25 protein-coding genes are annotated in these 25,922 nt (G+C 70.5%); 13 read left to right on the top strand and 12 right to left on the bottom strand.

All coding sequences use genetic code 11. The features are described from left to right. Positions 1-58: 58 nt before the first annotated feature. Positions 59-550 carry a MarR family winged helix-turn-helix transcriptional regulator gene (locus J7E91_RS07235; RefSeq protein WP_214900068.1) on the bottom strand — a complete coding sequence of 164 codons (492 nt, stop codon included), beginning with the start codon at positions 548-550 and terminating at the stop codon, positions 59-61. Between the two features lie 102 nt (positions 551-652). Here J7E91_RS07235 and J7E91_RS07230 point away from each other — a divergent pair, with 102 nt between their 5' ends. Continuing rightward, positions 653-1,414, top strand: a complete 762-nt coding sequence (locus J7E91_RS07230) for a class III extradiol ring-cleavage dioxygenase (protein WP_214900416.1) — start codon at positions 653-655, stop codon at positions 1,412-1,414. 92 nt (positions 1,415-1,506) lie between these two features. Here the strand turns inward: J7E91_RS07230 and J7E91_RS07225 are convergent, their stop codons facing one another. Continuing rightward, positions 1,507-2,034 (bottom strand): GNAT family N-acetyltransferase, encoded by a 528-nt coding sequence (locus J7E91_RS07225; RefSeq protein WP_214900067.1) that lies wholly within the window; start codon positions 2,032-2,034, stop codon positions 1,507-1,509. Positions 2,035-2,197: 163 nt separating this feature from the next. Between J7E91_RS07225 and J7E91_RS07220 the strand changes: the two genes are divergently transcribed. Continuing rightward, complete coding sequence (locus J7E91_RS07220) at positions 2,198-3,220, top strand: RNA polymerase sigma factor RpoD/SigA (protein ID WP_214900066.1); 1,023 nt, start codon at positions 2,198-2,200, stop codon at positions 3,218-3,220. A 123-nt stretch (positions 3,221-3,343) separates the two neighbouring features. Here the strand turns inward: J7E91_RS07220 and J7E91_RS07215 are convergent, their stop codons facing one another. Continuing rightward, entirely contained in the window at positions 3,344-4,324 is a 981-nt protein-coding gene (locus J7E91_RS07215; RefSeq protein ID WP_214900065.1) for a YafY family protein, read from the bottom strand. Between the two features lie 62 nt (positions 4,325-4,386). On the opposite strand from J7E91_RS07215, the gene J7E91_RS07210 reads away from it, so the two are divergent. From J7E91_RS07210 to J7E91_RS07195, 4 genes are all read left to right on the top strand, one after another. Next, positions 4,387-5,883 carry an MFS transporter gene (locus J7E91_RS07210; protein WP_214900064.1) on the top strand — a complete coding sequence of 499 codons (1,497 nt, stop codon included), beginning with the start codon at positions 4,387-4,389 and terminating at the stop codon, positions 5,881-5,883. Positions 5,884-6,048: 165 nt separating this feature from the next. Then, positions 6,049-6,810, top strand: a complete 762-nt coding sequence (locus J7E91_RS07205) for a DeoR/GlpR family DNA-binding transcription regulator (protein ID WP_214900063.1) — start codon at positions 6,049-6,051, stop codon at positions 6,808-6,810. A 7-nt stretch (positions 6,811-6,817) separates the two neighbouring features. Then, a complete protein-coding gene (gene pfkB, locus J7E91_RS07200; RefSeq protein WP_214900061.1) occupies positions 6,818-7,804 on the top strand; it encodes a 1-phosphofructokinase in 987 nt (328 codons plus the stop codon). Further along, complete coding sequence (locus tag J7E91_RS07195) at positions 7,801-9,984, top strand: fructose-specific PTS transporter subunit EIIC (RefSeq protein WP_214900059.1); 2,184 nt, start codon at positions 7,801-7,803, stop codon at positions 9,982-9,984. The genes pfkB and J7E91_RS07195 overlap by 4 nt, the downstream gene beginning before the upstream one ends. 43 nt (positions 9,985-10,027) lie before the next feature. On the opposite strand, the gene J7E91_RS07190 is transcribed toward J7E91_RS07195, so the two are convergent. After that, positions 10,028-10,807 (bottom strand): DUF6227 family protein, encoded by a 780-nt coding sequence (locus tag J7E91_RS07190; protein ID WP_214900057.1) that lies wholly within the window; start codon positions 10,805-10,807, stop codon positions 10,028-10,030. 144 nt (positions 10,808-10,951) lie between these two features. Further along, on the bottom strand, positions 10,952-12,037 hold the full coding sequence (locus tag J7E91_RS07185) for a P1 family peptidase (RefSeq protein ID WP_214900056.1): 1,086 nt from the start codon (positions 12,035-12,037) through the stop codon (positions 10,952-10,954). A gap of 131 nt (positions 12,038-12,168) precedes the next feature. Here J7E91_RS07185 and J7E91_RS07180 point away from each other — a divergent pair, with 131 nt between their 5' ends. After that, positions 12,169-12,393 carry a hypothetical protein gene (locus J7E91_RS07180; RefSeq protein ID WP_214900055.1) on the top strand — a complete coding sequence of 75 codons (225 nt, stop codon included), beginning with the start codon at positions 12,169-12,171 and terminating at the stop codon, positions 12,391-12,393. Positions 12,394-12,401: 8 nt separating this feature from the next. Here the strand turns inward: J7E91_RS07180 and mscL are convergent, their stop codons facing one another. The 6 genes from mscL to J7E91_RS07150 all read right to left on the bottom strand — a co-directional run bounded on the left by mscL (position 12,402) and on the right by J7E91_RS07150 (position 18,199). Then, positions 12,402-12,878 (bottom strand): large conductance mechanosensitive channel protein MscL, encoded by a 477-nt coding sequence (gene mscL, locus J7E91_RS07175; protein ID WP_214900054.1) that lies wholly within the window; start codon positions 12,876-12,878, stop codon positions 12,402-12,404. A gap of 123 nt (positions 12,879-13,001) precedes the next feature. After that, positions 13,002-13,595, bottom strand: coding sequence for a hypothetical protein (locus J7E91_RS07170; RefSeq protein ID WP_214900053.1), 594 nt, complete (start codon positions 13,593-13,595; stop codon positions 13,002-13,004). A 203-nt stretch (positions 13,596-13,798) separates the two neighbouring features. Beyond that, positions 13,799-14,638, bottom strand: a complete 840-nt coding sequence (locus J7E91_RS07165; protein WP_214900052.1) for an S-methyl-5'-thioadenosine phosphorylase — start codon at positions 14,636-14,638, stop codon at positions 13,799-13,801. Between the two features lie 90 nt (positions 14,639-14,728). Then, a complete protein-coding gene (locus J7E91_RS07160) occupies positions 14,729-15,073 on the bottom strand; it encodes an FmdB family zinc ribbon protein (protein WP_214900051.1) in 345 nt (114 codons plus the stop codon). 66 nt (positions 15,074-15,139) lie between these two features. Then, a complete protein-coding gene (locus tag J7E91_RS07155; RefSeq protein WP_214900049.1) occupies positions 15,140-16,405 on the bottom strand; it encodes an MFS transporter in 1,266 nt (421 codons plus the stop codon). A gap of 285 nt (positions 16,406-16,690) precedes the next feature. Then, positions 16,691-18,199, bottom strand: a complete 1,509-nt coding sequence (locus J7E91_RS07150; RefSeq protein ID WP_251015327.1) for a potassium/proton antiporter — start codon at positions 18,197-18,199, stop codon at positions 16,691-16,693. A gap of 202 nt (positions 18,200-18,401) precedes the next feature. On the opposite strand from J7E91_RS07150, the gene J7E91_RS07145 reads away from it, so the two are divergent. Continuing rightward, positions 18,402-21,227 carry a penicillin acylase family protein gene (locus tag J7E91_RS07145; RefSeq protein WP_214900045.1) on the top strand — a complete coding sequence of 942 codons (2,826 nt, stop codon included), beginning with the start codon at positions 18,402-18,404 and terminating at the stop codon, positions 21,225-21,227. Positions 21,228-21,238: 11 nt separating this feature from the next. Here the strand turns inward: J7E91_RS07145 and J7E91_RS07140 are convergent, their stop codons facing one another. Continuing rightward, on the bottom strand, positions 21,239-21,829 hold the full coding sequence (locus tag J7E91_RS07140; protein WP_285439036.1) for a 5-formyltetrahydrofolate cyclo-ligase: 591 nt from the start codon (positions 21,827-21,829) through the stop codon (positions 21,239-21,241). Between the two features lie 86 nt (positions 21,830-21,915). Between J7E91_RS07140 and galU the strand changes: the two genes are divergently transcribed. From galU to J7E91_RS07115, 5 genes are all read left to right on the top strand, one after another. Further along, a complete protein-coding gene (gene galU / locus J7E91_RS07135) occupies positions 21,916-22,827 on the top strand; it encodes a UTP--glucose-1-phosphate uridylyltransferase GalU (RefSeq protein WP_214900043.1) in 912 nt (303 codons plus the stop codon). Further along, a complete protein-coding gene (glp, locus tag J7E91_RS07130) occupies positions 22,824-24,125 on the top strand; it encodes a gephyrin-like molybdotransferase Glp (RefSeq protein ID WP_214900040.1) in 1,302 nt (433 codons plus the stop codon). The genes galU and glp overlap by 4 nt, the downstream gene beginning before the upstream one ends. 62 nt (positions 24,126-24,187) lie before the next feature. Then, positions 24,188-24,667, top strand: a complete 480-nt coding sequence (gene moaC, locus J7E91_RS07125; RefSeq protein WP_214900038.1) for a cyclic pyranopterin monophosphate synthase MoaC — start codon at positions 24,188-24,190, stop codon at positions 24,665-24,667. Continuing rightward, positions 24,664-25,269, top strand: coding sequence for a molybdenum cofactor biosynthesis protein B (locus J7E91_RS07120; RefSeq protein WP_214900036.1), 606 nt, complete (start codon positions 24,664-24,666; stop codon positions 25,267-25,269). Before moaC ends, J7E91_RS07120 begins: the two co-directional genes overlap by 4 nt. Beyond that, positions 25,266-25,892: a GNAT family N-acetyltransferase gene (locus tag J7E91_RS07115; RefSeq protein WP_028810918.1), complete on the top strand. Its 627-nt coding sequence runs from the start codon at positions 25,266-25,268 to the stop codon at positions 25,890-25,892. Before J7E91_RS07120 ends, J7E91_RS07115 begins: the two co-directional genes overlap by 4 nt. Positions 25,893-25,922 lie beyond the last annotated feature (30 nt).

The following is a 25,922-nucleotide window of genomic DNA, read 5'->3' as shown; positions in this document are numbered from 1 at the left end:
CTTCGGTGACCTTCGGTGACCTTCGGGTGCAGAAGAACCGGCCTGCCCTGGCGCCGCCTCAGCGGAGCCAGGGCAGGTCCGCTTGTGTGTCCTTCGGCTGGAGTCCTTCGGCCATGACCTGCATGATCTCGCCGAGCTGCCGCACCTGCTCGGGCGTGAGCCGGTCGAACATCGCCTGGCGGACCGTGGCGACATGGCCGGGCGCGGTCTGCTTCAGGACCGCGTACCCCTCGTCCGTCAGTACGGCGTTCTGCCCGCGCCGGTCGGACGGGCAGTCCTCGCGGCGCACCCAGCCGTTGCGCTCCAGGCGGGCGATGGCGTGCGAGAGCCGGGAGCGGGTGATCTTCGCGGTGCGGGCGAGCTCGGTCATCCTCAGCCGCCGCTGCGGCGCCTGGGAGAGCTGTACGAGCAGGCCGTAGTAGACGTGCGGCATCCCCGCGTCGCGCTGGAGCTGGCGGTCGAGGTGGTCCTCCAGAAGCGTGGTTGCCTGGAGGTAGGCGCGCCACGTGCGCTGTTCCTGTTCGCTGAGCCAGCGGGGTGCCGTCGTCATGCTCACCACTCTACGACCCACTTCTTGAAAGTTAAACTAGATGTGGTTAGGGTCGTATCGAGCAGAGCTTGAAACTTCAAGGAAGGTTCGGTCATGGAGCGTATGCCCGCCCTCTACCTGAGCCACGGCGCCCCACCGCTGGCCGACGACCCCGTCTGGCCCGGCCAGCTCGCCGCCTGGTCCGCCGAGCTGCCGCGGCCCCGGGCGATCCTGATGGTCTCCGCCCACTGGGAGGAGGCCCCGCTCGCGCTCGGCGCGACACGGACGGTGCCGCTCGTCCACGACTTCTGGGGCTTCCCCGAGCACTACTACCGCGTGGAGTACGCCGCGCCCGGCGCTCCCGGACTGGCCGAATCCGTACGGAAGTTGCTGCGCGGCGCCGGCGCGCCCGTCCAGGACTTCCCGGACCGCGGGCTCGACCACGGGGCGTACGTGCCGCTCGTCGAGATGTTCCCGGCGGCCGACATCCCCGTACTCCAGATCTCCATGCCCACCCTCGACCCGCGGCGGCTGATGGACGTCGGGCGCAAGCTCGCGCCCCTGCGGGACGAAGGTGTACTGATCGTCGGCAGCGGCTTCTTCACCCACAACCTGGCCGCTCTGCGGCACCAGGGCGGGGGAGTGCCCGGCTGGTCGGCGGAGTTCGACGCGTGGGGGCGCGAGGCGCTGGCGGCGGCGGACGTGGACGCGCTGCTCGACTTCGAGCACAAGTCCCCGGCCGGCCGGCTCGCCCACCCGCGCACGGAGCACTTCGCGCCGCTGTTCGTGACGCTGGGCGCGGCGGAGGGCGAGCTGGGGACTCAGCGCAAGGTGATCGACGGCTTCTGGATGGGGCTGGCGAAGCGGTCGGTGCAGTTCGGCTGAGGCTGAGGCTGAGACTGAGGCCCAGTCCGTCTGCTGGAACTGGGGGGAGTCCAGGACGAGTTCGGTGCAGCCGACGGGGGCCGTGATGGGGCTTACGCGGCGCCCAGCTCCTTCTCGTACCAGGCCACGTCCCAGTAGCGGCCGAACTTCCGGCCGACCTCCCGGTACGTACCGACATGGCGGAAGCCGAAGCGGGTATGCAGACGGGCGGAGGCTTCGTTGGGCTGGGCGATACCGGCGTACGCCCGGTGTACGTCCTCGCCCTCCAGGGCCTCGAAGAGGGCCTTGTAAAGGAGCGTGCCGATGCCAAGACCCCCGACGTCGGGAGCGCAGTACACGCTGACCTCGACCGAGGTGGCGTAGGCCGCCTTCGCGCGGAACGGGCCGCTCGTCGCATAACCCAGAATGCGGTCGGAACGGACATCGCGAGCAACCAGAAGGCGGTGCGGGCCGTCTTCGGGGTGAGAGCGGAGCCACGGGCGGCGCTGCTCGGTCGTGAAGACGGTGGTGTCGAATGTGATCGCCGTCTCACGGACGTAGTGGTTGTAGAGGTCCGTGAGGTCGGCGAGGTCGGCCTCGGTGCCCGGCCTGACCTGCACCTCTGCGTACGGCTGCGGCATGCGTCTCCCCTCGGCGGCCGACAGGGTACTGCAAGATCACGAAATTGCATGCACTCCATGGGAATTCTGTCCGGATTCCGGTCGTTGTTTCCATCGGAGGCGGGGCACTCGTAGGGAGCCCGGCAGCCAACCAATCGCGACCTACTTACGCAAGGGAGCACGCATGGCAACCCGTGCCGTCGCCCGTCGTCAGACCGCCACCGGCGGATCCGGCGGGGTACGCAGCGTTCGCGCCGCAGGCGGGGAGATCGCCGACCGTGACCTGGTCGGCATGTACCTCGACGAAATCGCACGGACGCCGCTGCTCGACGCCGCCAAGGAAGTCGACCTCTCACAGACCATCGAGGCGGGCGTGTACGCGCAGCAGATCCTCGACAAGGAAGTGACATCAGCCGTCGCCTCGCCGGAGGAGAACGGGGCGGACGGAGCTTCCCGCGAGGAGCTGGAAGCGCTGGTCGCCCAGGGTGAGCGCGCCAAGGACCTCTTCATCCGCTCCAACCTCCGCCTTGTCGTCGCTGTCGCGCGCCGCTATCCGCGCAGTGGCCTGCCCCTGCTCGACCTGATCCAGGAGGGGAACGCGGGCCTGGTGCGCGCGGTCGAGAAGTTCGACTACACCAAGGGCTTCAAGTTCTCGACGTACGCGACCTGGTGGATTCGGCAGGCCATCACCCGGTCCATAGCCGACCAGTCCCGCACCATCCGGCTCCCCGTCCACCTCGTGGAGGAGCTGGGCCGCATCCGGCGCGTGCAGCGCGAGTTCAACCGCATGCACGGGCGCGATCCCGAGCACGAGGAGATCGCGGCCGAGCTGGAAGCCAAGCCGCAGCGCATCAGCGACGTCCTGGACTGGGCGCGCGACCCCGTCTCGCTCAACATGCCGGTCGACGACGCCGGCGAGACGCAGTTCGGAGACCTGCTGGAGGACACCTCGGCGGTCTCGCCCGAGCAGTCGGTGCTCTCGCTGCTGCGCAGCGAGGAGCTGGAGAGCCTCATAGGTCATCTCGACGAGCGCACGGCCTCGATCATCCGCATGAGGTACGGCATCGAGGACGGCCGCGAGCGGACGCTGACCGAGGTCGGCAAGCAGCACGGGCTGACGCGCGAGCGGATCAGGCAGATCGAGAAGCACGCTCTGCTGGAGCTGAAGCGTCTGGCGCACGACACGGGCTTCGAATCGGCGGCGTAAGCGCTCCGGACGAGTTACGTGTCCCTCCCGGGCCGAGCCCCGGCGCATTCCCCCCGGCGCCGGGGCTCCCCGCTGCTCTTGCGCCCCCCTGCTATTGCTCCCGGCTGCTACTGCTCCCGGCTGCTACTGCTCCCGGCCGGTGGTCGCGCGGCTGATCCGGCCGCCGAGCTCAGCCAGGAAGCCGACGAGCTCCGGCGGCTCCGACACCGTGAACTCGCAGTCCACCAGGGCGAGCCGGATGCCCAGCCACTCCATCGAGTCGGTGGAGGTGACATCGATCCGGCAGCGGCTCCCGTCGCCCTCCACCGGCTCCGGTGTCCCGAGCGAGCCCGGCAGCCGGGCCGCCACGAACTCGGCGGGCGCGTCGAACGTCGCCACCACCCGGTACTGCGACTGGAAGCGGTTGAGGGACTGCCGGATGAACTCGGCGGCGTTCCCGCTCGGCAGCCCCCGGGGCGTGAAGCGCGCCCCCGTGGCGAACGGCTCGCTGACCCGGTCCACGCGGAACGTACGCCAGGCTTCCCGGTCCAGGTCGTACGCGACGAGATACCAGCGCCGTCCCGTGCTGACCAGCCGGTGCGGCTCCACCAGACGCTTGCTCTCGGTCCCGTCCCCCGAGCGATAACCGAAACGCAGCCGTTCCTGCCCGGTGGCCGCACCCGCCATCACGGTGAGAGTGTGCGGGTCGATGGTCGCGCCGTCGCCGCTGGTCAGCGGGATGGTGGCGGCCTGGAGCGTCGACACCTGCCGGCGCAGCCTGGACGGCAACACCTGCTCCAGCTTCGCCAGCGCCCGTACGGACGCCTCCTCGATCCCCTCGACCGCGTGCCCGGCCCCCGCCCGCAGCCCCACGGCGATGGCGACGGCCTCCTCGTCGTCGAGCACCAGCGGCGGCATGGCCTTGCCCGCGACGAGCCGGTAGCCGCCGTCCGCGCCCATCGTCGCCTGCACGGGATAGCCGAGCTCACGCAGCCGGTCGATGTCGCGCCGCACCGTCCGGCGGCTGACGCGCAGCCGCTCGGAGAGCTCACTGCCCGGCCATTCGCGGGGCGTCTGGAGGAGCGAGAGCAGTTGCAGCAGCCGGGCCGGGGTGTCGGTTGTCATGTTTCAAGGATGGCGCCCAAGTGGGACATGACTTGTCCTACATCCCGCCTAGTCTCGCTCGTATGACTTCAACAGCCCCGCCCGATCGCCGCCGTTGGTTCGCGCTCGCCATCGTGATGACCGCCGCCTTCATGGACCTCGTCGACGTGACGATCGTCAACATAGCGATCCCCAGCATCCGGCAGGATCTGGGCGCCACCTTCGGCGCGATCCAGTGGATCACCGCGGGATACGCCCTGGCCTTCGCCGCCGGGCTGATCACGGGCGGCAGGCTCGGTGACATCTACGGCCGCAAGCGGCTCTTCCTGATCGGCATCGGCGGCTTCACGCTCGCCTCCGCGCTCTGCGGATTCGCCGGCAACGCGGACATCCTCGTCGCCTCCCGCATCCTCCAGGGCGCGATGGCGGCCCTGATGGTGCCGCAGGTCCTGTCGATCGTCCACGCCACCTTCCCCGCGCACGAGCGCGGCAAGGTCTTCGGCCTCTTCGGCGCGATCATCGGCCTCGGCGCCGTGTCGGGCCCGATGCTGGGCGCGCTGCTCACCGAGTGGAACCTGTTCGGCCTGGAATGGCGGCCGATCTTCCTCATCAATCTGCCGGTCGGCATCGCGGGCCTGATCCTGGGCATCCGTTTCATCAGCGAGTCCAAGGCCCCCAAGGCGCTGCGCCTCGACCTGGTCGGCGTAGCACTCGCGACGCTCGGCCTGCTCATGCTGATCTACCCGCTCATCCGCGGCGAGGAGCTGGACTGGCCGCTGTGGGGCCACCTCTCCATGATCGGCAGCCTGGCGGTCTTCGCGGTCTTCATCGCGTACGAGCGCTACAAGACCCGCAAGGACGGCTCGCCCCTCGTCGAGCTCTCCCTCTTCAAGGTGAAGAGCTTCGCGGCGGGCATCGCGGTGCAGCTGACCTTCGGTGTGGCGCTCGGCATCTTCTTCCTGGTCTGGACGCTCTACATGCAGATCGGCCTGGGCTGGAGTGCGCTGCGCGCCGGTACGACGGGCATCCCGTTCTCCATCGCGGTGTCGCTGGCGGCAGGCATCTCCGTACAGAAACTCGTCCCGCGCTTCGGCCGGAAGGTCCTGCAGGCGGGCGCGCTGACGATGGCGGCCGGACTGCTGCTCTACATCTGGGAGGCCGACCGGTACGGCATGGCCATCCACTCCTGGCAGATGGCGCTGCCGCTCGTGGTGATGGGGCTGGGCATGGGCCTGATCGTGGCGCCGCTGACGGACGTGGTGCTGTCCGAAGTGCCGCGCCAGCACGCGGGTTCGGCGTCCGGCCTGATCAACACGATGGGGCAGATGGGCAACGCGCTGGGCCTGGGCCTGGTGTCGGTGGTCTTCTTCGGCGTCATCGACGACGGCCTGGCGCCGACCGCGGTGGGCCTGGCCTTCGTGGACGCGTTCAAGAACGCGCTGTGGTGGACGACGGCGGTGCTGGTGGCCATCTTCTGCCTGATGTTCGCGCTGCCGGCCCGGCCGCGGGTGGGGGCCGAGGGCGACGCGGTCGCCGACCTGGACACCGCACCGGCCAAGGAGCCGGTGCTCACCCCCTGACGTGTACGTCGCCCGACGGCGCCCGTGTCTCACCGACACGGGCGCCGTCGGCGCTTGAGCCCGAACGCGTCCGCTTCGTTGCCCGAATCTGTTTACATGGCCGAAAACTGGTCGTAGTCTCCCAGTGAAACCACAGGTTCGGGCAGCGAACGGATGTAATCCCACATGTACGCACCGGAGCGCCAGCAAGAAATCCTCCGCCTGGCACGCGAGAGCGGACGAGTGGACGTGCTCTCCCTGGCCGACACCTTCCGGGTCACCGCCGAGACCGTCCGCCGCGACCTCAAGGCCCTGGACCGCGCGGGCCTCCTCCGCCGCGTGCACGGCGGAGCGATCCCCGCCGGCCGCCTGGACTTCGAGCCGGACCTGGCCGAGCGCGAGTCGACCGCCGCCGACGAGAAGGACCGCATCGCACGGGCCGCCCTCGCCGAGCTGCCGGACGCCGGCAGCGTCATCCTCGACGCCGGCTCGACGGTCGGGCGCCTGGCAGCGGACGTACCGCTGGAGTGCGGACTCACCGTCGTCACCCACGCGCTGCCCGTCGCCGCCCGCCTCGCCGACCACCCCGGCATCGACCTGCACCTGGTCGGGGGCAGGGTCCGCCACCGTACGCGCGCCGCAGTGGACGCATGGGCGCTTCGCGCGTACTCCGAGATCCGCGCCGACGTCGTGTTCCTCGCCACCAACGGCTTCTCGCCCGACAGCGGCCTCACCACCCCCGATCTCGCCGAGGCGGCCGTGAAGCGCGCGCTCATCGCGGCCGCCCGCCGGGTGGTGCTGCTGGCCGACTCCGCCAAGCACGGGCAGGAGCATTTCGCCCGCTTCGGTGACCTCGCCGACGTAGACCTGCTCATCACCGACACCGGTCTGAGCCCGGAAGACGCCGCCGCCATCAAGGCAGCCGGCACCGAAGTGCAGTGTGTTTAGGAACGACATGATCCTCACCATCACCCCCAACCCCAGCCTGGACCGGACGTACGAAGTCCCGGCCCTGGAGCGCGGCGAAGTGCTGCGCGCCACCGCCGACCGGATGGACCCGGGCGGCAAGGGCGTCAACGTCTCGCGCGCGGTAGCGGCGGCCGGCCACCGCACCATCGCCGTCATGCCGCTGGGAGGGGCGCCGGGAGCACTGGTGGCCGAGCTCCTCAACGCCGAAGGCATCGATGTCGCTCCGGTGCCCGTAACCGGCCACACCCGCTCGAACATCTCCATCGTCGAGCCGGACGGCACCCTCACCAAGATCAACGCACCGGGCCCCGAACTCTCCGCCGCCGAATCCGAGTCGCTCCTCACCACGGCACAGGACCAGTCGGCCAACGCCCGCTGGATCGCCTGCTGCGGCAGCCTCCCGCCAGGACTCACCCCCGCGTGGTACGCCGAACTGGTGGCCCGCGCCCACCGGGCGGGCGCCCGTATCGCCCTGGACACCTCGGGTGCGTCCCTCCTCGCGGCACTCCGAGAACGCCCCGACGTAGTGAAGCCCAACGCCGATGAACTCGCCGAGGCCGTGGGCCGCCCCCTCACCACCGTCGGCGACGCGCTGAAGGCGGCGCAGGAACTGCGGGACGCCGGAGCACGCACGGTGCTCGCCAGCCTGGGAGCCGACGGACAACTCCTCATCAGCGACGAAGGCACGTACTACGCCACCGCGAAGGTCACCGTCATCCGCAGCAACGTAGGGGCGGGCGACGCTTCCCTGGCCGGCTTCCTGGCGGCGGGAGGCGAGGGCCCGGACGCCCTGGCCTCAGCGGTCGCGCACGGAGCCGCCGCCGTGCAGCTCCCCGGCAGCGTCATGCCGACGCCCACCGATCTGGACCTGTCAGCAGTCACGGTGACCGCGGACATCCCACTGAGCCGCGCCCTGACGGAGCCGGCCCCCACACCTCGTCCCCCGCACTGCGAGCGAAGGAACCCGCGATGAGCCAGATGATCACCGCGGACCTGGTCGATCTCGACCTGTCCGCCCACACGAAGGAAGAGGCGGCGCGTTCGCTCGCCGAGCGCATGGTGGCGCTCGGCCGCGTGACCGACCTCGACGGTTTCCTCGCCGACGTCGCGGCGCGCGAGGCGCAGATGCCGACCGGCCTGGACGGCGGCATCGGCATCCCGCACTGCCGCAGCGAACACGTCACCGAGCCGACGCTCGCCTTCGGGCGCAGCGCACAGGGCGTCGACTTCGGCGCCCCGGACGGCCCGGCGGACCTGATCTTCCTCATCGCGGCCCCGGCGGGCGCGGACGACGCGCACCTGACGATCCTGTCGAGCCTGGCCCGCCACCTGATGGACGCGGACTTCACCGCCGCACTGCGCGCGGCCGGGGACCCGGCATCGACAGCGGCTTTGATCCGCGGCGACACCCCGCCGGTGGAGACGCCCGCCCCCGCATCGCAGACCGAGGTGCCGGGAGGGGACGTGGTGGGGCGCTCCCCGCAGGGTGTCGAACGCAACGAGCCCGAAGAAGACGGCGTGGCCGAACGTTCGGCACCCGAGGAGACGCCCCAGCGCGGCACCGCCCCCGAAGCCACCGCTTCCTCGGGCACCGCCGCCGAAGCCACCGCTTCCCCGGGCACCGCCCCCGAAGCCACCGCTTCCCCGGGCACCGCCGCCGAAGGCACGCCCCGGCCCGCCGCCGCACCGTGCAGGATCGTCGCCGTAACGTCCTGCCCCACCGGCATCGCACACACCTACATGGCCGCGGAGGCACTGGAACGGGCCGGAAGCGATGACGGCATCGAACTGGCCGTCGAGACCCAGGGCTCCGCCGGCTTCACCCGCCTGGACCCCGCCGTGATCGCCGCAGCGGACGGCGTGATCTTCGCGCACGACGTCCCCGTACGCGACAAGCACCGCTTCGCCGGCAAGCCGACGGTCGACGTAGGCGTGAAGGCGGCCATCAACCGCCCGGCCGAGCTCATAGCCGAGGTACGCGCCAAGTCGGAGCGCGGCGAGGTCACTTCGGCAGCGAAGGGCTCACCGGTGGACGAGACCGGAGAACCGGGCGAAGGGTATGGGACCAAGCTCCGCAAGTGGCTCATGTCCGGCGTCAGCTACATGGTCCCGTTCGTAGCGGCAGGCGGCCTGCTCATAGCCCTCGGCTTCGCCATCGGCGGCTACGAGATCAACAAGGCCCCCTCCGTAATAGAGCACTTCGCCTGGACGGACACCACGAGCTGGGCCGCCCTGATGTTCCAGATCGGCGGACTGGCCTTCGGCTTCCTGGTCCCGGTGCTGGCCGGTTACATCGCGTACGGAATGGCGGACCGGCCAGGACTGGTCCCCGGCTTCGTGGGCGGCGCGATCGCCGTGTCCATCAACGCCGGCTTCCTCGGCGGCCTGGTCGCCGGTCTCATCGCGGGCGCGGTGGTGATGGCGATCCAGAAACTGAAGGTGCCCGCCCCCCTCCGCGGCATCATGCCGGTAGTGGCGATCCCCCTGATCTCGTCCATCGTCGTCGGCTTCCTGATGTTCCTGGTGGTAGGCGAGCCGATCGCGAAGCTCCAGCGCGCGCTCACCGACTGGCTGTCCAGCCTCTCCGGGGCCAACGCGATCATCCTCGGCGTCATCCTCGGCCTGATGATGTGCTTCGACCTCGGCGGCCCGCTCAACAAGGTGGCGTACGCCTTCGCGGTCGGCGGCCTCGCCAACCCCAACGAGGGCAGCCTCAAGGTCATGGCAGCCGTCATGGCCGCAGGCATGGTCCCGCCGCTGGCGATGGCGCTGGCCACCACCGTGCGCGGCAAGCTCTTCACCAAGGCCGAGCGCGAGAACGGCAAGGCGGCCTGGGTACTGGGCGCTTCGTTCATCACCGAGGGCGCGATCCCGTTCGCCGCGGCCGACCCGCTCCGCGTGATCCCGGCGGCGATGGCGGGCGGCGCGGTCACGGGCGCGCTGTCGATGACCTTCGAGTGTACGCTGCGCGCCCCGCACGGCGGCATCTTCGTGGTCCCGCTGATCGGCAACCCGCTGCTCTACCTGATCGCCATCCTGGCCGGTACGGCGGTCAGCACAGCCCTGGTCGTACTCCTCAAGGGCCTGCGCAAAACACCGCAGCCGACCGACGCGACGGTGGCCACGCAGCCCAAGGTGGCGGTAGCCGCCTGACCCGCACCGCACGACAACGCCGCCCGGCCAACGCCACCCCCGCTCACCGCACCCGCGCGCGAAGCTCCATCGCTTCGCGCGCGGCGCGCTCCGTCTCGTACACCTCGCACATGTGACGGCCGTCCGGCGTCGCCGTGTGCTCGACCTCCCAGAGGCTGACCTCGCTGCTGTCGCGCAGCAGGAACGCGTGCTCGTACAGCGTGAAGCCGGCGTCCCGGCCCTCCACGCTGCACTGGCGCCCGAAGGCCTGGGTGATCTGGTGGGCGACGGCGGTGCCCAGGCGCAGCGCCGCATCCCGCCCCGGCCGGTCGGCGTTCTCGGCGCGGCGGAGCACCCGGCGGGCGTGGTCGGCGGAGTTGTCCGGGATGAAGATGCGCGGCGTGGGGGACGGCCCCGTGGCCATGAGCGCGGCGAGGATCTCCAGGTCGGCGTCGAGCCCCGCGTCCTCACCCTCCGGATCCCGCCCGTCCGCATCTCCACCGGACGCACCGAACGCGTCGGTGCCGCCCGGGCGCGGCAGTCTGGACGCGGCCAGCCGGACGTCGGCCGCCTCCGTGTACAGCTCGTGCTGCGTGGTGCCGTCGCGTCCCGCGTTGTGCGTCAGCTCCCACAGGATGAGCGAGCTGCCGTCGGACAGCAGGAAGGCGTGCTTGAACGTCTCGCGGTGCAGCCCCGCACTGTGGTGCGAGGAATGCAGAGACGTGCTGTGTGCCAGCGCCGATTCGAGCCGCTCCACCGTCGCGTCGGGCAGGTCGAACGAGTTGAGTGCGCGCCCCAGGAGTCGCTCGAGGTGCTCCTCGGTTGTCTCGTACGGATCGCTCAAGGGTTTCTCCAGGCCGTCGCCGCTTGTTACTTGCCGAGTGCTCAACGTAGCCCCTGGGTCTGACAACGTCGCCGGGGTTGAGCAAAACGAAGGGGGCCCGGGCAAGGTTCCCGCACCCCCTGGCCAACGCACCACGACGGTACGTCAGTAGAGGTCCCGGTACGCCGGGTAAACGCCACCGGGCCCCTCGACCCCCTCCGCCGCGAGCACGGCTTTCACCACCGCACGGGTCAGCGCGTCCGCCCCCGCCCCCAGCACCTCGTTGAGGGCGGCAACCCCCGCCTGCGCGGCGAACGCGGGCTCCGGCGAGTCTGTAGCCGGCAGCGGCTTCGCGCCTGTGGACAGCGCGAAGACAGTGTCGCCGTCGGTGAGCAGATGCACGGGACGCACGGCACGCGCGAGCCCGTCATGCGCAGTCCCGGCGAGCTTCTGGGCCTGCGCCCGCGTCAGCTCCGCGTCGGTGGCGACGACAGCCAGGGTGGTGTTCAGCGGGGGGCCCGCGGAGCCGGCCGAGCGCCGCTCGGTCTCTGCCCGCGCGTCGGCCAGCCTGCGCTGCGCCGCCGCGTGCACCTGCGCCGCCGGATATTCGCTCCGCCCCTGGAGGTAACCCCCGTAGAGGGCACCCGTCAGCGGATCGACGACGGAACCGGCGGCGTTGACGACGACGAGCGCCCCCACCGTGACACCCGAGTCGAGCACCACGGAGGCAGTCCCCACCCCGCCCTTCATCGCACCGGCGACCGCACCCGTCCCCGCGCCCACCCCGCCCTGAGTCACGGGCGCCCCGAGGCCCGTACGGGCGGCATCCTCGACGGCGGCCCGGCCGGTCGCGGCGTCCGGCCTGGCCCGCCAGTCGCCGCCGCGCCCCAGGTCGAAGAGGCACGCGGCCGGGACGACCGGCACCACCTGCGCCGGGTCGGGCCCGACCCGGAAGCCCCGGCCGTGCTCCTCCAGCCAGGCCATCACCCCGGACGCGGCGTCGAGACCGTAGGCGCTGCCGCCGGTCAGGACGACGGCGTCGACGCGCTGCACCAGGTTGCGGGGGTCGAGGGCGTCCGTCTCGCGGGTGCCCGGGCCACCGCCCCGTACATCTACGGCGGCCACCGCCCCGCCCACCGGCGCCAGCACGACGGTGGTGCCGCTGAGTGCCCGCTCACCCGGCACGCGCGCGTGCCCGACCCGCAGTCCGGCCACATCGGTCAGGGCGTCAGCCCTCGTCTGCTGTCCCATGAAGCCCTGCGTATCACGCGAGAGTCCTCCTGGGGGCGCGAGCTGGGGTCACGCAAGTGTCCTGCTGCCGCGCGAGGTGGCGCGGAGGCTGCCGAGGTATCCGGACCGGCCGTCCGCCGTACCCTGGAGTCATGAGCACCGCCCCCGCCCACGGACCGCGCGATCCGGAGCCGACGACCGAGCAGAAGGCCGAGCGCGAGCCGCGGCCGAAGCCGGCGCTGGACTTCGGCGATCCACTGGACCAGCAATCAGCGGACGACACGGACCGAGGGTGGGGCGAGCGGCCTCCCGGCAGTGGCGGCAGCGCGGCCGATCTCGCCCGGTTCCTGGACGAGAAGCCGCCGCACCACCTCTGAGCGACGGGCTACGGCGTGTTGTCGTGGCCCGAGCCGCGCTGGGCGACGAGCGCGTCCCTGATCTGCTTCAGCAGTTCGATCTCGGTGACCTCCATGACCTCCGTGGTGGCCTCCTTCGCCTTGTCCCGTGCCGCCCGCCTCGCCAGGTACTTGGCCATGGGCAGCACCATGAGGAAGTAGACGACCGCCGCGGTGATCAGGAAGCTGAGGGCCGCGCTGAGGACCAGGCCCCAGTTGATCGGGATGCCCTGCATCACGCCGTTCTCGTCCGGCTTGCACGGCTGCTTCAGGCAGGAGCTGTACTTCTCCAGGTCCTGCGTGCCGAACGCACCGACCAGCGGGTTGATCACGCCCTTGACGATCGAGTTCACGACGTTGGTGAACGCGGCGCCGATGACCACCGCGACAGCCAGGTCGATCACGTTGCCGCGCATCAAGAAGGCCTTGAAGCCCGCGAGAACGCTCTGCTTTTTCTCCTCGCTCACGAATGAGCCTCTTTTCACATGTACCGGGGGCGGAGCAAACAGTTCCGAAACCTACGTCAGCGGGTGGCGGCCCTGTCCAATCGCCCTCCCCGTACTCGTGACATGACAGTTCGTCAGTGCTACTCAGCACAGCGTCACCGCCAGTTGGGACGTCGCGCCCACACCGGCCAGTGCTGCGGCCGTGGTGCGCGGTACGGAGAGGACGACGAGCGCTCCGCCGCCCTCGCCCGCGGAGGTCTCGCGCACCTTCGGCACCTCGGCCACGCGCGCACCCGCGGCCACCACCCGTGCGTCCGGAGTCTCTTCGCCCGGCATCGGCGGGCCGCCCGCCGCGGCGATCACATCGACCCGGTCTCCCCTGCGCAGCAGCCGCACCGTCGCGGCGTCCGCGATACGTACCGGAGCGGACACCATCTCGACCGGCGGCCGCTCGCGCCGCGACGACGCCCCTGCCGCGTCGGCCCGCGCCTGATCCGGTGCCTGCGACCGCGCGTGTGCCGCACCCCCCGCGCGCCCCGCGTCACGCGCCCCCGAAGCGGCCAGCGCGGCGGCCGTCATCGCAAGACCGGCCGCCATCGCCCGCCTCCTGCGGCGCACCGCGCGCCGGAGCCGGTGCCTGCCGCCCCGCACCCGCAGCGGGGCGAACTCGGGCACACCGCACGGATCCGGCCCGGGAACGGGCGCCGGGGGAGTGGGGACGTAGGGGTAGAGGGACACGGTGACCACCGCCTGCAACGAGGAGTTCCGCCTGAACGCTCCTCACGATCCACGCTCCGCCCGGATCCCGCCGAGCCCTGTGGACTGCCCCCGCACTGTGGATAACTCGGTCACCCGCACACCCGCACACCCGCACACCCGCACACCCGCACACCCGCACACCGTCACGCACACACACCGTCACGCCCGCCCGCGAACCCCCACTAAGGCAGCGCGATCCCCGTGTCGATCCCGTCCAGCGCGTGCGAGCACAGGCAGTCGCGCGCCGCGTCCGCCGGCAGCCCCGCCACCGCGTCGAAGAGCACGTCGCGCAGCCGGTCCACATTCGCCCCGAACACCTTGAGCACCTCTTCGTGGGAGACGCCCTCGCCCGTCTCCGCCCCGGCGTCCAGATCCGTCACCAGCGTCAGCGACGTATAGCAAAGACCCAGTTCCCTGGCGAGCACGGCCTCCGGGTGTCCCGTCATGCCGACGACCGACCAGCCCGCCGCCGCATGCCACCGCGACTCCGCCCGCGTCGAGAACCGCGGCCCCTCTATGACGACCAGCGTCCCGCCGTCCACCGGTTCCCACTCACGCCCGCGCGCCGCGGCGAGCGCCGCCCTGCGTCCGTCGGGGCAGTACGGGTCGGCGAAGGTCATGTGCACGACGTTCGGCAGCTTCCCGTCCACCGGCGTCTCACCGTCGTAGAACGTCTGCGCGCGCGCCTTCGTGCGGTCCACGAGCTGGTCCGGTACGAGCAGAGTCCCGGGCCCGTACTCGACCCGCAGCCCGCCCACCGCGCACGGCCCGAGCACCTGGCGCGCACCGACGGAACGCAGTGCCCACATGTTGGCGCGGTAGTTGATGCGGTGCGGCGGCAGGTGGTGGCCGCGCCCGTGGCGGGGGAGGAAGGCGACCCGCCGCCCCGCTATCTCACCGAGGAAGAGCGAGTCGCTGGGCTTCCCGTAGGGGGTGTCCACCTCGACTTCGGTCACGTCCTCCAGGAAGGAGTAGAAGCCGGAGCCGCCTATTACACCGATCTCTGCGTTCGCGTTCGCCATGGCGGTCACAGTAGCCGGGCGCGAAAACGCCGAGGACCCCGCCGTCGGAAACGGCGGGGTCGCACAGGAGCGGTGGGGCCTGGGTGTGTCCTAGGCGGCCGAGGTGCTGCTGGAAGAGCTGGACGAGCTGCTGGACCCCGAGGACGACGAGGACGCGCTCGACGACGAAGCGGCCGGCTTCGAGTCGGAACCCGACGACGTGGACGACGTGCCGGCGGCCTTCGAGGACGACGTGGCCGGCGTGCTGCTCGACGAGGAGCCGCGGCTGTCGTTCCGGTAGAACCCGGAACCCTTGAAGACGATGCCGACGGCGGAGAACACCTTCTTCAGGCGTCCCTCACAGCCGGGGCACACGGTCAGTGCGTCATCGGTGAACTTCTGCACCGCCTCGAGGCCTTCGCCGCACTCGGTGCACTGGTACTGATAGGTCGGCACTTGCTCCTCCTGGCACTCTCACTCAATGAGTGCTAACGACGTTCCATAGTGACGTATTCCGCGGGATCAGTCCACCGTCACAGGCACTCGGTGACTCACGCCACGTGCGGTGACCCGTCCGGGGGCCTTGGGCGCGAGCCGCGAGCGCAGTGCCAGCAGGGTGGCCAGGGCGAGCGCGGTGCCCACCAGCGGCACGAGGAATCCGGCGCTCGCGCCGTTCGCGTCCGCCAGCCGTCCCGCGACGGTGACGCCCGCGGCCTGGCCGAGCGCGACCGCGCCGGTCAGCCAGGTGAAGGCCTCGGTACGGGCCGCAGCCGGCACCAGCGTTTCGACCATCGTGTAGCCGGTGATCAGCGCGGGCGCGATGCACAGGCCGACCAGCAGCCCCAGACCCGCGAGCAGCGGCACGGAGTGCACGGCCCACAGCCCGGAGGTGGCCAGTGTCAGCGCGGCGTACCCGACGATCAGACGGCGACGGGGGCCGACCTTCCAGGCGATCGCGCCACACGCGATGCCGGCGAGCATGTTGCCCGCGGCGAACGTTCCGTAGAGCAGTCCGTTCACGCCGGGGTTGCCGATCTCCTCGGAGAACGCGGTCAGGGAGACCTGCATTCCGCCGAAGACGGCGCCGATACCGAGGAAGGCACCCGCGAGCACCCGTACGCCGGGCATGGACAGCGCGGACACACGCGGCCCGTCGGTCATGGACAGGCGGCCCGCCTGCGGCTGTGTACGCCGCTGCACGGCGAAGAACAGGCCGCCGACCAGGGTGAGCGCGGCCTCGGCGATCAGACCGGCCGCCGGGTGCACACCGGTGCACAGCGCGGTCGCGAGAACGGGCCCCACGACGAAGGTGAACTCGTCCGTCACGGACTCGAAGGCCGCGGCGGTCGACATCAGCGGGGAGCCCTCCAGCTTGGCGGCCCACCGGGCCCGCACCATCGGGCCGATCTGCGGAACGGACGCACCGGTGGGAACGGCCGCGACGAAAAGGGCCCACATGGGCGCTCCCGAGAGCGCGAGCACCGTCAGCGTGACGACGGAGGCGGTGTGCACCAGAACGCCCGGAATCAGAACGGCGCTCTGCCCGAAACGGTCGGCCAGTTTGCCGCTCTGCGGCGCGAACAGCGCCATGGAGACGCCGGTGACGGCCGCTACGGCGCCCGCGCTTCCGTACGACCCTGTGGTGTGCTGCACGAGCAGCACGATGCCGATGGTCAGCATCGCGAAGGGCTGGCGTGCCAGGAACCCGGGCAGCAGGTACGTCCAGGCTCCAGGGGTGCGGAGCAGCTGGCCGTAACCGGGGCGGGTGGTGGTGACCGTGTCGGACACGGTCCTTGCCTTTCTGCCGCCTGGTGACGCTCCCCTGTGCACGCGGATGTGTGGGCGTGCGGGAGCCGTCGAGAGCTGTCCTCTTGCGCAGGACCGGCGGTAGATACCAGGACACCCACTGGAGGGGGCCGGCCGCCGTACGGTCGCGCCAGCTCTGCGTCAGGCAGAGTTGGTCGATCAGTAGGCCTTCATGTTACAGGGCATCTGTGCTGACGCACCTGTGATTGCGTACGGATTGCGTCACACCGCCTGTGATCAAGCCGATCAAGGGGATGTCAGCGGGTGTCAGTGACGGGACCCGTTCCCGTTCATCCCCAGCCACCCCGCCAGCTTGCCGCCCTGCCCGACCGCCCGCAGCCGCCGCTCGGCGGCGTCCCGTACCGGATCGGTCGCCACCACGAGGAGCTCGTCGCCGCGCTGCAGCACGGTCGTCGGCAGCGGTACGAAGCTGGTCCTGTCCCGTACGACCAGGGTGACCGCGGCCCCGTGCGGCAGCCGCAGCTCGGCCACCTCCACGCCGTGCATCCTCGACTTCTCAGGGATCGCGACGGACAGCAGATGCCCGCGCAGCCGCTCCAGCGGCGCGGACTCGATGCCCAGGTCGGCGGTCTCGGAGGGTTCGTCGCCGAGCCGCAGCCACTTCGCCAGCCAGGGCAGCGTCGGCCCCTGGACGAGGGTGTAGACGACGACGAGGACGAAGACGATGTTGAAGACCCGGTCGCTGCCCTCGATGTCCGACACCAGGGGGATGGTCGCCAGGATGATGGGCACCGCGCCGCGCAGTCCCGCCCAGGACATCAGGGCCTGCTCCTGCCACGGGATCCGGAAGGGCACCAGGCTGATGAGCGCCGACAGTGGCCGCGCCACCATCGTGAGCACCAGCCCCACCATCACCGCGGGCCAGAAGTCGGCCAGCAGCTCGTGCGGCGTCACCAGGAGGCCGAGCAGGACGAACATGCCGATCTGCGCGAGCCAGCCGAGCCCGTCCGCGAACCCGCGCGTGGCCGGCCAGTGCGGCAGCTTGGAGTTGCCCAGCACCATCGCGGCCAGATAGACGGCGAGGAACCCACTGCCGTGCGCGATGGCTCCCGCGGCGTACGCCGATACGGCGATGGCCATGACCGCGATCGGGTACAGACCGGACGCGGGAAGCGCCACACGCCGCAGTGCGTACGCGCCGAGCCAGCCCATCGCGAGACCGGTGCTCGCGCCGATCGCCAGTTCCAGCACGATCGTGCCGACCAGGACGTACCACGCGTCCACCGGACCGACCGTCGAGAAGGCGACCACCAGGATCACGACAGGGGCGTCGTTGAAGCCCGACTCCGCTTCCAGCACACCGGTGATCCGTGACGGCAGGGGCACCTTGCGCAGTACGGAGAAGACCGCGGCGGCGTCCGTCGAAGAGACGACCGCGCCGATGATCAGTGACTGCCGCCAGTCGAGACCGACGAGATAGTGCGCACCGGCCGCCGTGACGCCCACGCTCACCGCGACACCGACCGTCGACAGGACGACCGCGGCGGGCAACGCGGGTTTGACCTCCTTCCACTTCGTGGCCAGGCCGCCCTCGGCCAGGATCACCACGAGCGCGGCATAGCCGATCACCTGCGTCAGTTCGGCGTTGTCGAACTTGACGTCGAAGAAGCCGTCCTGCCCTATGGCGATCCCGATCCCGAGGTACAGCAGCAGGCTGGGAAGCCCGCTGCGGGACGAGATGCGTACCGCCGCGACGGCGATGAGCAGAACGAGCGAGCAGATGAGCAGGAGTTCATTGAGCTGGTGGACAGTCAGCGGCCGTTCCTTCCCTCGCACGCCTGCCGGATCGTTCCTCCGGCGGCCGGTACTTCGTTACCTTACCTAATCTTTAACGCTTCCTTGACGCGCCCGATCGTCCGTACGATCGCCGTTGGAGGCACCGCGTCCAGGCCGCCGGAGCGCTGCGCCTATGGTTGCTCCAGCACTCAAGGACCACCCTGCCCCTCGAAGGACAGCGATGCCCGCCAACACCACCGCCTCTTCCGGCAAGAAGAAGGGGCGTCGCGCCCGCCTGATCGTGATCGTGCTGGTGTTGGCCCTTGTCGCGGGTGTCGGCTACGGCACGTACTGGAGCATCAGCACGGTGCGCGCCTCCTTCCCGCAGACCACGGGGTCGATCGAGCTCGACGGTCTCTCGGGGCCCGTCGACGTCAAGCGCGACAGTTACGGCATTCCGCAGATCTACGCGGACACCGACGAAGACCTCTTCCGCGCCCAGGGATTCGTCCAGGCGCAGGACCGCTTCTACGAGATGGACGTCCGCCGTCACATGACGTCGGGCCGGCTGTCCGAGATGTTCGGTTCCGACCAGGTCGACACCGACGCGTTCCTGCGCACGCTGGGCTGGCGCCAGGTCGCGCAGGAGGAGTACGACACCAAGCTGACGCCGGAGACGAAGAAGAACCTCCAGGCGTACGCGGCGGGCGTCAACTCCTACCTCGCAGGCCGCGAGGGCAGGGACATCTCCGTCGAGTACGCCGCTCTGGGCTTCGTGAACGACTACAAGCCCGAGAAGTGGACGCCCGTCGACTCGGTGGCCTGGCTCAAGGCGATGGCCTGGGACCTGCGCGGCAACATGAAGAGCGAGATCGACCGTTCGCTGATGACGAGCCGGCTGAGCGCGAAGCAGATCAAGGACCTCTACCCGGCCTATCCGTACGACCGGAACAAGACGGTCGTCGAAGAGGGCGCGGTCGACGAGACGACGGAGAAGTACGACCCGAAGGCCACCGGCACCTCCGGCACCGGCTCAGGCTCCGGCACGGGGACCGGCACCGGCACCGCGTCCGGCACCGGTACGGGCGTGGGTACAGGCAGCGGCACAGGCACCGGCACTGGCACCGGCGCAGGCACCGCGGGCAACTCCGCCGCCGGCGCCACCCAGGGCCTCCAGTCCCAGCTCTCCGGCATCTCCGACGCCCTCGACGAGATCCCCGCACTCTTCGGCCCGAACGGCAGCGGCATCGGCTCCAACTCCTGGGTGGTCTCGGGCCAGTACACGACGACCAAGAAGCCGCTGCTCGCCAACGACCCGCACCTCGCGCCGCAGTTGCCGTCGCTCTGGTACCAGATGGGCCTGCACTGCCGGCAGGTCTCCAGCACCTGCAAGTACGACACCGCGGGCTACACCTTCGCCGGAATGCCCGGCGTGATAATCGGTCACAACCAGGACATCGCCTGGGGCTTCACCAACCTCGGCGCCGACGTCACCGACCTCTACCTGGAGAAGGTCTCCGACGAGGGCTACCTCTACGACGGCAGCACGAAGCCCTTCAAGACCCGCGAGGAGACCATCAAGGTCGCCGGCGGCAAGCCGAAGAAGATCACCGTTCGCTCCACCGGAAACGGACCGCTCGTCTCCGACCGCAGCGACGAACTCGGCAAGGTCGGCGAGAAGGCCCCGGTCACCAACGCCGCTCCCGACCGCGGTGACGGCTACGGGATCTCGCTCAAGTGGACCGCGCTGATGCCCGGCAAGTCCATGGACGCCGTGTTCGAGCTGAACCGTGCCACGGACTTCAAGAGCTTCCGCGCCGCCGCCGCCCACTTCGAGGTCCCGTCCCAGAACCTCATCTACGCGGACACCAAGGGCCACATCGGCTACCAGGCCCCCGGCCGCATCCCGGTGCGCAACGCGGGCGACGGCACCACGCCCGCCGCCGGCTGGGACTCGCGCTACCGCTGGAAGGGCTTCATCCCGCAGGACGAGCTGCCGTACGAGTACGACCCGGAGCGCGGCTACATCGTCACCGCCAACCAGGCCGTGATCGACAAGGAGAAGTACCCCTACCTCCTCACCGAGGACTGGAGCTACGGCGCCCGCAGCCAGCGGATCAACGACCTCATCGAGTCGAAGATCGCCGACGGCGGCAAGATCTCCACCGACGACATGCGCACCATGCAGATGGACAACAGCAGCGAGATCGCCAAGCTGCTCACGCCCCACCTGCTGAAGATCGACGTGTCGGACCCGAACGTCCGCGAGACGCAGAAGCTGCTCGAAGGCTGGGACTACACCCAGGAGCCGGACTCGGCGGCCGCCGCGTACTTCAACGCGGTGTGGCGCAACGTCCTCAAGCTCGCCTTCGGCAACAAGCTGCCCAAGGAGCTGCGGGTCAAGGGCCAGTGCCTCTCCGTCCGGCCCGCCGACAGCACGGGGCCGCTCGACGACCTCAACGAGCGGGTCCGCGAATGCGGCCAGCGCGCCAAGAACGCGGCGCAGCCGGACGGCGGCGACCGCTGGTACGAGGTCGTACGCAAGATGCTCAAGGACGAGAAGAACGAGTGGTGGCAGGCGCCGAGCACCCGCCTCGACAAGGCCACCGGCACCCGTGACGAGCTGCTCGCCCGCGCCCTGAAGGACGCCCGCTGGGAGCTGACCGCCAAGCTCGGCAAGGACGTCGACTCCTGGAGCTGGGGCCGCCTGCACCAGCTGGAGCTGAAGAACCAGACGCTCGGTACGAACGGCCCCGGCCTCGTCCAGTCGCTGCTCAACCGCGGCCCCTGGAACCTGGGCGGCGGCGAGGCCGCGGTCAACGCCACCGGCTGGAACGCGGCGGGCGGCTACGAGGTCATCTGGGTGCCCTCCATGCGCATGGTCGTGAACCTCAACGACCTCGACAAGTCCCGCTGGATCAACCTCACCGGCGCGTCGGGTCACGCGTACAGCGCGCACTACACCGACCAGACCGACAAGTGGGCGAAGGGCGAGCTGCTCGACTGGTCGTTCAGCGACGAGGCGGTCGAGAAGAGCACCACCGACAAACTGGTGCTCAGGCCGTAGAACCGCAGGTGTCAGGCCATGAAGCGCCTGACACCGCCAGGCGTCACCACGGCGCTCACGGGGTGGTCGTGCGGTTCCCTCGGGACCCGCGCGACCACCTCTTCGTCGTACAGGAGCACCACCAGGTGAGGCCGCGCGCCCGCCGCCTCCAGCCTGGCGAGCACCCGGTCGTACGAGCCGCCGCCCCGCCCGAGCCGCGTCCCGCGCCCGTCCACCGCCAGGCCGGGCAGCAGCACCGCGTCGGCCTCCAGGACGGCCTGTACGCCGAGCCGCGCGCCCTGCGGTTCGAGCAGCCCGAGCCGGGCGCGCGCGAGCCGCTCGGCGCCCTCGTACTCGGCCCAGTCCAGATCGTTGTCCGCGAGGAGCACGGGAAGCAGCACCCGTACGCCCCGCTCCCGCAGCGCGTCCAGCAGCGCGCGGGTGCCGGGCTCACTCCCGATGGAGACGTACGCGGCGACTGTCCCGGCGTCCGCGAACTCCGGCAGCTCCAGTGCCCTGCGGGCCAGAACCGTTCCGGCCTCCTCGACGTCATCCCTGGTCAACCGGGACCTCATGCCGAGGAGTTCTTCTCGCAACCCGGCCTTGTCAGGCTCGTCAGACAACACAGCGGCTCCACAAAACGCCTCGTATGAGAATTTATTGACCGGAGCCTAATCTTCCGCCCATACGCAACGGATATCGTTCGCCCATGACTCAGTCGCACCCCGGGATCAGCAAGGCTGTCATCCCTGCCGCCGGCCTCGGCACCAGGTTCCTTCCGGCGACAAAGGCCACTCCAAAAGAGATGCTGCCTGTCGTCGACAAGCCGGCCATCCAGTACGTGGTCGAGGAGGCCGTGACCGCGGGTCTCTCCGACGTCCTCATGGTCACCGGCCGTAACAAGCGCCCCCTTGAGGACCATTTCGACCGCAATTACGAGCTGGAATCGGCCCTCGGCCGCAAGGGTGACGCCGAACGGCTGGCCCGGGTGCAGGAGTCGAGTGACCTCGCCACCATGCACTACGTCCGCCAGGGCGACCCCAAGGGCCTCGGCCACGCCGTCCTGTGCGCCGCGCCGCACGTCGGCGACCAGCCCTTCGCCGTACTCCTCGGTGACGACCTGATCGACCCGCGCGACCCCCTGCTCTCCCGGATGATCGAGATCCAGGGGCAGTACGGCGGCAGCGTCATCGCCCTCATGGAGGTCGACCCCGCCCAGATCCACATGTACGGATCCGCGGCCGTCGAGCCGACCGCCGAAGGCGATGTCGTACGGGTCACCGGCCTGGTCGAGAAGCCCGAGCCGGCCGACGCGCCCAGCAATTACGCCATCATCGGGCGCTATGTGCTGGATCCGGCTGTTTTCGACATACTACGCAAGACCGAGCCGGGCCGCGGCGGCGAGATCCAGCTCACCGACGCCCTCCAGCACCTGGCCGAGGACGAAAAGGTGGGCGGCCCCGTGCACGGCGTCGTCTTCAAGGGCCGCCGCTATGACACCGGCGACCGCGGCGACTATCTGCGTGCCATTGTCAGACTCGCGTGCGAACGTGAAGACCTGGGACCGGAGTTCCGGACCTGGCTTCGCAGTTATGTGACCGAGGAGATGCAGGCACCTTGAGCAGCACGATCTGGTCTGTCGACGAGCACCTTGAGGACATCCTCGCCGCGGTGAGCCCGCTCGAGCCCATCGAGCTGCAACTCCCCGACGCGCAGGGCTGTGTCCTCGTCGAGGACATCACGGTCCAGATCGCGCTGCCACCCTTCGACAACAGCTCGATGGACGGTTACGCGGTCCGTACGAGCGATGTGGCGGGCGCGAGCGAGGAGTTCCCCGCCGTCCTCACTGTCATCGGTGATGTGGCGGCGGGCAGCGGCAAGACGCTCACCGTCCGCCCCGGCGAGGCCGCCCGCATCATGACCGGCGCCCCGCTGCCGCCCGGCGCCGAAGCCGTCGTCCCGGTCGAGTGGACCGACGGGGGTACGGGCGGCGGCCCGGCCGCCACCATGCGCGCCGCGAGCGGTGCCCCCGAGGGCGCGTCCGGCGAGGTCCGCGTCCACCGTCCTGTCGAGGCGCGGGCGCATGTCCGCGCGCGGGGCAGCGACGTCCAGGCGGGCGACCTGGCCCTGGAGGCCGGTACGGTCCTGGGCCCGCCCCAGATCGGCCTGCTCGCCGCCATCGGCCGCGCCACCGTCAAGGTCAGGCCCCGCCCCCGCGTCGTCGTCCTGTCGACCGGCAGCGAACTGGTCCAGCCCGGCGAGCAGTTGGCGGCCGGCCAGATCTACGACTCCAACAGCTTCGCGCTGACCGCCGCCGCCCGCGACGCCGGAGCCATCGCCTACCGCGTCGGCGCCGTCACCGACGACGCCGAAACGCTCCGCGCCACCATCGAGGACCAGCTGATCCGTGCCGACATGATCGTCACCACCGGTGGCGTCAGCGTCGGCGCGTACGACGTCGTCAAGGAAGCACTGTCCTCCGTCGGCGGCGAGGACGAGTCCGGCAGCGGCGTCGACTTCCGCAAGCTCGCCATGCAGCCCGGCAAGCCGCAGGGCTTCGGCTCCATCGGCCCCGAGCACACCCCGCTGCTCGCCCTCCCGGGCAACCCGGTCTCGTCGTACGTCTCCTTCGAACTCTTCGTACGCCCGGCGATCCGCGCGCTGATGGGCCTGAAGGACGTGCACCGCCCGAAGGTCCGCGCCGCCCTGACCGCCGACAAGCCCCTTTCCTCCCCTCCCGGGAAGCGCCAGTTCCTGCGCGGTACGTACGACGAGGAGTCGGGCACCGTCACCCCTGTGGGCGGCGCCGGATCGCATCTGATCGCGGCCCTCGCCCGCGCCGACGCCCTCATCACCGTCCCGGAGGACACGACCGAGGTCGAGCCCGGCACCGATGTCGACGTGGTCCTGCTCGGCTGACCGGGGCCCGGCGGGAGTACCGTGTCAGGTCTCACAGGCCCTGACCGGGAGCGCCACACGTAATGAGTACGCACGAACGGCTCACGCACATCGACGAGGCGGGAGCTGCCCGCATGGTCGACGTCTCGGCGAAGGACGTCACCGCGCGCACCGCGCGCGCCACCGGACGCGTCCTCGTCGCCCCGCGCGTCGTCGAGCTGCTGCGCGGCGAGGGGGTCCCCAAGGGGGACGCCCTCGCCACCGCCCGCATCGCGGGCATCATGGGCGCGAAGCGCACGCCCGACCTGATCCCGCTCTGCCACCCGCTCGCACTGTCCGGCGTGAAGCTCGACCTCACGGTCACCGACGACGCGGTCGAGATTGCCGCGACCGTGCGTACGACGGACCGTACGGGCGTCGAGATGGAGGCGCTGACCGCCGTCACGGTCGCCGCGCTCACCGTGATCGACATGGTGAAGGCGGTCGACAAGGCTGCCGTCATCACCGACGTACGGGTCGAGGAGAAGACGGGCGGCAAGTCCGGCGACTGGAGCCGGGCATGAGTCCCCGCGCCGGAGAGGTGTACAGCCACAGCCACGAGCCGGCCGCCGGGCCCGCCGCACCCGCCCCGGACGCGTCCGCACCCCGGCCGCCGCGCCGCGCCCTGGTGGTGACGGCCTCCAACCGTGCCTCCGCCGGTGTCTACGCCGACAGGGGCGGCCCGATCCTCGCCGAGGGCCTGCGCGGCCTGGGCTTCGAGGTCGAGGGGCCGCAGGTGGTGCCCGACGGTGACCCGGTGGAGCAGGCCCTGCGCGCCGGGGTCGCCGCCGCGTACGACGTCATCCTCACCACCGGCGGCACCGGTATCTCACCGACCGACCGCACGCCCGACGCCACCCGCCGCGTCCTCGATTACGACATCCCGGGCATTCCGGAGGCGATCCGGGCCGAGGGCCTCGCGAAGGTCCCGACCGCCGCGCTCTCCCGGGGGCTCGCGGGCGTCGCGGGCCGGACGCTGATCGTGAACCTGCCGGGCTCCACGGGCGGCGTACGGGACGGACTCGCGGTCCTGGAACGCCTCCTGCTCCACGCGGTGGACCAGATCCGGGGCGGCGACCACCCCGGTTCCGGATCCGGCTCCCCCCGACCCGGGAGCCCGAGCTGAACGTCTCGTCCTGGCCCGTCGAGCTGGTGGACGGCGATGTCACCCTCCGCCCGATAAGGCTGCGCGACCAGCGGGCCTGGCGCGAGGTGAACCGGCGTAACCGCGACTGGCTGCGCCCCTGGGAGGCGACGATCCCGCCGCCCGCGCCGGCCGGCCCGGTGGCCCAGCGCCCCACGTACCGTCAGATGGTCCGCCACCTGCGCTCGGAGGCGAACGCCGGCCGGATGCTGCCCTTCGTCATCGAGTACCGGGGGCAGCTGGTCGGCCAGTTGACGGTCGCCGGGATCACCTGGGGGTCGATGTGCTCCGGGCACGTCGGTTACTGGGTGGACCGCGAGGTGGCGGGCCGCGGCGTCATGCCGACGGCGGTCGCGCTCGCCGTCGACCACTGTTTCCGTACGGTCGGTCTGCACCGCGTCGAGGTTTGTATTCGCCCCGAGAACACGCCCAGTCGCAGGGTCGTGGAAAAGCTCGGATTCCGCGAGGAAGGGCTGCGTCCCCGATACCTCCACATCGACGGTGGGTGGCGTGACCACCTGGTCTACGCGCTCACGGCTGAGGAAGTGCCCGAGGGGCTGCTGAACCGCTGGCACCAGGCACGACCCGGCACCTCGCATAAATAAGATAAGTGTTCGAATTTAATCGCCCGCGCT

It is taken from the genome of Streptomyces sp. ISL-99 (assembly GCF_018614005.1).
GTDB classification, from domain to species: Bacteria; Actinomycetota; Actinomycetes; order Streptomycetales; family Streptomycetaceae; genus Streptomyces; species Streptomyces flavidovirens.
Note: the sequence above shows the minus strand (reverse complement) of the source record. Positions and strands in the feature narration are given on the sequence as shown.

What these genes read in the sequence shown, in the direction of transcription:
- J7E91_RS07235 (WP_214900068.1), bottom strand. Translation starts at nt 550, where the DNA reads ATGACGACGGCACCCCGCTGGCTCAGCGAACAGGAACAGCGCACGTGG.
- J7E91_RS07230 (WP_214900416.1), top strand. Translation starts at nt 653, where the DNA reads ATGCCCGCCCTCTACCTGAGCCACGGCGCCCCACCGCTGGCCGACGAC.
- J7E91_RS07225 (WP_214900067.1), bottom strand. Translation starts at nt 2,034, where the DNA reads ATGCCGCAGCCGTACGCAGAGGTGCAGGTCAGGCCGGGCACCGAGGCC.
- J7E91_RS07220 (WP_214900066.1), top strand. Translation starts at nt 2,198, where the DNA reads ATGGCAACCCGTGCCGTCGCCCGTCGTCAGACCGCCACCGGCGGATCC.
- J7E91_RS07215 (WP_214900065.1), bottom strand. Translation starts at nt 4,324, where the DNA reads ATGACAACCGACACCCCGGCCCGGCTGCTGCAACTGCTCTCGCTCCTC.
- J7E91_RS07210 (WP_214900064.1), top strand. Translation starts at nt 4,387, where the DNA reads ATGACTTCAACAGCCCCGCCCGATCGCCGCCGTTGGTTCGCGCTCGCC.
- J7E91_RS07205 (WP_214900063.1), top strand. Translation starts at nt 6,049, where the DNA reads ATGTACGCACCGGAGCGCCAGCAAGAAATCCTCCGCCTGGCACGCGAG.
- pfkB (WP_214900061.1), top strand. Translation starts at nt 6,818, where the DNA reads ATGATCCTCACCATCACCCCCAACCCCAGCCTGGACCGGACGTACGAA.
- J7E91_RS07195 (WP_214900059.1), top strand. Translation starts at nt 7,801, where the DNA reads ATGAGCCAGATGATCACCGCGGACCTGGTCGATCTCGACCTGTCCGCC.
- J7E91_RS07185 (WP_214900056.1), bottom strand. Translation starts at nt 12,037, where the DNA reads ATGGGACAGCAGACGAGGGCTGACGCCCTGACCGATGTGGCCGGACTG.
- J7E91_RS07180 (WP_214900055.1), top strand. Translation starts at nt 12,169, where the DNA reads ATGAGCACCGCCCCCGCCCACGGACCGCGCGATCCGGAGCCGACGACC.
- J7E91_RS07165 (WP_214900052.1), bottom strand. Translation starts at nt 14,638, where the DNA reads ATGGCGAACGCGAACGCAGAGATCGGTGTAATAGGCGGCTCCGGCTTC.
- J7E91_RS07145 (WP_214900045.1), top strand. Translation starts at nt 18,402, where the DNA reads ATGCCCGCCAACACCACCGCCTCTTCCGGCAAGAAGAAGGGGCGTCGC.
- galU (WP_214900043.1), top strand. Translation starts at nt 21,916, where the DNA reads ATGACTCAGTCGCACCCCGGGATCAGCAAGGCTGTCATCCCTGCCGCC.
- moaC (WP_214900038.1), top strand. Translation starts at nt 24,188, where the DNA reads ATGAGTACGCACGAACGGCTCACGCACATCGACGAGGCGGGAGCTGCC.
- J7E91_RS07120 (WP_214900036.1), top strand. Translation starts at nt 24,664, where the DNA reads ATGAGTCCCCGCGCCGGAGAGGTGTACAGCCACAGCCACGAGCCGGCC.